Source organism: Deltaproteobacteria bacterium (genome assembly GCA_022340465.1).
In the GTDB taxonomy this organism is placed as follows: Bacteria; Desulfobacterota; Desulfobacteria; order Desulfobacterales; family B30-G6; genus JAJDNW01.
In genome coordinates this window covers 1-4467 of sequence record JAJDNW010000156.1, presented here as the reverse complement: position 1 = coordinate 4467, position 4467 = coordinate 1, and the positions used below count along the sequence as shown (strand labels likewise).

4 protein-coding genes are annotated in these 4467 nt (G+C 54.8%); all 4 read left to right on the top strand.

Going from position 1 to position 4467, the window contains the following annotated elements; genetic code table 11:
• The first annotated feature begins 116 nt into the window (after nucleotides 1–116).
• Nucleotides 117–1301, top strand: a complete 1185-nt coding sequence (locus LJE94_19135) for an acetyl-CoA C-acyltransferase (GenBank protein ID MCG6912212.1) — start codon at nucleotides 117–119, stop codon at nucleotides 1299–1301.
• A gap of 42 nt (nucleotides 1302–1343) precedes the next feature.
• Nucleotides 1344–2204 (top strand): 3-hydroxybutyryl-CoA dehydrogenase, encoded by an 861-nt coding sequence (locus LJE94_19130; GenBank protein MCG6912211.1) that lies wholly within the window; start codon nucleotides 1344–1346, stop codon nucleotides 2202–2204.
• On the top strand, nucleotides 2201–2983 hold the full coding sequence (locus LJE94_19125) for an enoyl-CoA hydratase/isomerase family protein (GenBank protein MCG6912210.1): 783 nt from the start codon (nucleotides 2201–2203) through the stop codon (nucleotides 2981–2983). The genes LJE94_19130 and LJE94_19125 overlap by 4 nt, the downstream gene beginning before the upstream one ends.
• A 174-nt stretch (nucleotides 2984–3157) precedes the next feature.
• Nucleotides 3158–4467 (top strand): glutaconyl-CoA decarboxylase subunit alpha (locus LJE94_19120; GenBank protein MCG6912209.1); only part of this gene is annotated, 1310 nt, incomplete at its 3' end.

Sequence of the window (4467 nt, the reverse complement as noted above, 5' to 3'; positions counted from 1 at the left end):
CAGCAGTGTTTTGTATTTAGTGTTTCGTGTTTGGGATCTGACATCAGCGCATGGTTCAAACAAAACACCAAACACAAAATAGCAAACACCAAACACTAATAATGGAGGTAAAGCGCATGAGAGAAGTGGTGATTTTGGGATCGGGAAGAACAGCGGGCGGCAAGTATGGCGGGTCGTTGCAGAATATGACAGCGCCGCAGTTTGGCGCGGTGGTGGTACGGGAGACGATCAAGCGGTCGGGGATCGAGCCATCCGAGATCGAACAGACGATATTCGGCAGTGCGTGGCAGGCGGGCGTGGGTCCGAACCCTGCGCGGATGACGGCGGTGAACGGCGGCGTACCGGTGGATTCGCCGGCGGTATCGGTGAACGTACGCTGCGGGTCGAGCATCCAGGCATTGATCATGGGGTCGCAGGCCATCAAGGCGGAGGATGTGGACACGGTGCTGGTAGGGGGCACGGAGAGTTCGAACCAGGTACCGTATGGATTGCTCAAGGCCCGCTGGGGGTACCGCATGGGCAAGGGCGAGGTGGTGGATCTTTTGCACCACGACGGTTTTCAGTGTCCATTGGGCGGCGGGCTGATGGGGGAATTGACGGACGTCTATGCTGCGGAGCTGGGGATTACGCGGGAAGAGCAGGATGAATTTGCAGCGGATTGTCACAACAAGACCGAGGCGGCGGTAAAGGCGGGCAAGTTTGAAGAAGAGATCATTCCCATCGAGGTGCCTGGACGTAAAGGCAAGGTCACGGTATTCAAGGATGAAGAGATCTATCGTGCAGGCGTGACAGCCGAGTCTTTGGCCAAGCTGCCGGCCGTGTTTACCAAGGGCGGCACGGTGACGGCGGGGAATGCCTGTGCTTTATGCGATGCAGCAGCGGCACAGGTATTGATGGATCGCGAGAAAGCGTCGGCCATGGGGTTGAAGCCCTTTGCGCTGGTGAAGGGGTATGCGTTTGTGGGGTATGAACCCAAGAAGTTCGGACTGTCACCCACCAAAGCGATGCCGGCGGCATTGAAGATGGCGGGCATGACGCTTGAGGACATGGATCTGATCGAGCTGAACGAGGCCTTTGCAGCGCAGTATATTGCGTGCGAGCGGATTTTGGGGATCGACCGGAGCAAGGTGAACGTGAACGGTGGCGCTATTGCCATGGGCCATCCGGTGGCGGCCACAGGGTCCAAGATATTGACGTCGCTGTTGTATGCGCTGAAAGACCGTGACAAACAGTTCGGTATCGTGAGTGCCTGTATCGGCGGTGGAAACGGTGTGGCACTGGTGGTGGAGCGTTTGAACTAGGGAAAATAGGACCGATAGGACCTATACAAAGGAGGACGAAAGATGGCAGTCAACAAAGTACTCGTAATTGGTGCGGGCACCATGGGTGCGGGGATTGCGCAGTTGTGTGCGCAGCAGGGCATGGAAGCCGTACTGACGGATATCAGCCTGGAGTTGTCCGAGGGGGCGCTGGCCAAGATCACCAAGGGTTTGGACGGTCGGATCGCCAAGGGCAAGATCACGGAGGCGGACAAGCAGGATGTGTTGTCGCGCATGACGGCCGCCGGTGATCTTTCTCCGGCCGCGGATGCGGACATCGTCATCGAGAGCGTGGTGGAGAACCTGGACATCAAGAAGAAAGTGTTTGCGGAGCTGGACGAACGGGCAAAACCGGAGACGATCCTGGCCACGAACACGACATCGTTGTCCATCTCGGCCATGGCGAATGCCACGAAGCGGCCGGACAAGGTGGTGCAGATGCACTTTTTCAATCCGCCGACGATCATGAAGCTGGTGGAGATCATGCCGGGGAAGCAGACATCGGCGGAGACGCTGGAGCGGGCAGCGGCATTTGCCAGACAGCTGGGCAAGGACCCGGTGGTGTGCAAGAACGAGGCGCCGGCAGGTATTGTGAGCCGGATTCTGGGTCAGCTGCTGAACGAGGCGACCTGGCTGGTGGACTCCGGGGTGGCGGATGCAGCGGATATCGACAAGGCCATGAAGCTGGGAGCGAATCATCCCATGGGACCGCTGCAGCTGATCGACATGATCGGTCTGGACATTCACCGTGCCAAGATGCAGACGCTGCGCAGGGAACTGGACGATCCCCGCTATGCGCATCCCAAACTGCTGGACGAGATGATCGATGCAGGAAATCTCGGTCGAAAGACCGGTAAAGGCTTTTACGATTACGGAGACAAATGATGTATGAAAATATATTGCTTACGATAGAAGATGGATTTGCCTATGTAACCATCAACCGTCCGGATAAGATGAACGCCGTGAACAATGCCACGGTGGAGGAGCTTGATGATGCGCTTTCGAAGATCGAGCAGGATCCGGATATTCGGGTGATGATTTTAACCGGCGCCGGAGAGAAAGCTTTTGTGGCTGGTGCCGATATCATGGAAGTGAAAGCGCGCAACAGCCTGCTGGGGCGATCCGAAACGCGACGCCGGCAGGAAGTGTACACGCGCATCGAGCAGCTGGAAATACCGTCCATTGCCGCCATCAACGGTTGGGCATTGGGAACGGGCCTTGAGTTGGCCATGGCATGCACCATGCGGGTGGCCTCGGCCAAAGCCCGCATGGGACAGCCGGAGGTGAAACTTGGGATCATGCCGGGTGCCGGTGGAACCCAGCGTTTGCCGAGGCTGGTGGGAATGGGGATCGCCATGGAGATCATTCTGACTGGGGACCCTATCAAGGCGGATCGAGCACTGGCCATTGGGCTTGTGAACAAGGTGGTGGAGCCGGATCAGTTGTTGGACGAAGTCAAGGCGTTGGCAACGACCCTTGCGGCAAGGCCAAAACTGGCCTTACAGTACGCCAAGGAAGCAGTCCTGCGCTATGCCGAGGGATCGCTAAGTCAAGGCCTGGCGCATGAATCTTATCTGCATGCGCTTTCATGCGGCACTGAGGACAAGCAGGAAGGTGTCGCCGCATTTCTGGAAAAAAGGGATCCGGCATTTAAAGGCAAGTAAGTTTCCCCCTGAATCTTACCCCGATTCAGATAAAAAACTCCCCTGTAATATTTTTGCATGGGAGTTTTTTTTTGCATTTCGTGCTTTCGTCTTTTTGTGTTTTCGTGATAAAGGTTTTTCACAGATCATTTATTTTCTGACGCCTACGAATACTTCATCAGACGAGGAGCTATCATGAGACCCTATTTTGAAAAAATGACGTCGTTCGGTCGGGAACTGTCCAAAGGCAATATCGTCAGCACCGAAGAGAATGTAAAGAAAATCAAAGAAGTAGAGGCAGGTTTTGACAAAGAATTTGAAAGGGTCAAAACCATCGGCCTGCCTGAGGAAAAGATCAATGCACGCGGCCAGATGACGGTATGGCAACGGCTTGATTATTTGATCGATCCGGGCACCTGGTGTCCGCTGCATACCTTTTACAATCCCATGGAAAACGAGGAAGGCACCACCAATGTCTTTGATGGTCTGGGGAAGATATCCGGCAAATGGGCGGTGGTGGTGGGGTTTGACAACAAGCTGTATGCCGGTGCTTGGATTCCCGGGCAGGCGGATAATATTTTAAGGGTTACCAATCTTTCAAAGCGCTTGAACATTCCGCTGGTTTGGCTGGTCAATTGCAGCGGTGTTCAGTTGACCGCCCAGGAAAAGTTCTACGCAAATCGAAGGGGCGGTGGGGCTACTTTTTTCCGTCATGCCGAGCTCGAACAGCTCGGAATTCCGATTCTGGCGGCGATTTACGGTACAAACCCTGCAGGCGGAGGGTATCAGGGGATCAGCCCGACAATTCTGTTTGCCCACAAGGACTGCAACATCGCCGTGGGTGGTGGCGGTATCCTGAGCGGTATGTCCCCCAAAGGCTACTTTGACCTGGAGGGGGCGGAGCAGCTGATTCAGGCTGCCAAACAGTACAAGGCAACGCCTCCGGGTTCGGCATCCATTCATTTTGATGAAACCGGCTTTTTCAGGTATGTGTATGATACAGAGACCGAAGTTTTGGATGGTGTCAAGGACTATATGAAGGACATGCCAGCCTATCATCCCAAATTTTTCCGGGTAGACCAACCCAAAAAGCCCAAGTTTCCGGCTGAAGATCTGTATCGTCTGGTTCCCTTCAACCAGAAACAGATGTACAGTTTTGATGAGGTGCTGGCCAGACTGGTGGACGGCAGTGAACATCTCGAGTTCAAACCTGATTATGGTCCTGAAGTCTATACAGGGCTCGTCAAGGTGGATGGATTCCTCATGGGGTGCATCGGCAACCGCCAGGGATTTTTGGGCGAAGACTATCCTGAATATGCCGATTATCCCGGTATCGGCGGCAAATTGTACCGCCAGGGCCTTATCAAATTAAATGAATTCGTCACTCTTTGCGGTCGAGACAGGGTCCCCATTATCTGGTTTCAGGACACCAGCGGCATCGATGTGGGCGACATCGCGGAGAAGGCAGAGTTGCTCGGGCTGGGTCAGGCCTTGATTTATTCCAT

What these genes read in the sequence shown, in the direction of transcription:
- LJE94_19135 (MCG6912212.1), top strand. Translation starts at nt 117, where the DNA reads ATGAGAGAAGTGGTGATTTTGGGATCGGGAAGAACAGCGGGCGGCAAG.
- LJE94_19130 (MCG6912211.1), top strand. Translation starts at nt 1,344, where the DNA reads ATGGCAGTCAACAAAGTACTCGTAATTGGTGCGGGCACCATGGGTGCG.
- LJE94_19125 (MCG6912210.1), top strand. Translation starts at nt 2,201, where the DNA reads ATGATGTATGAAAATATATTGCTTACGATAGAAGATGGATTTGCCTAT.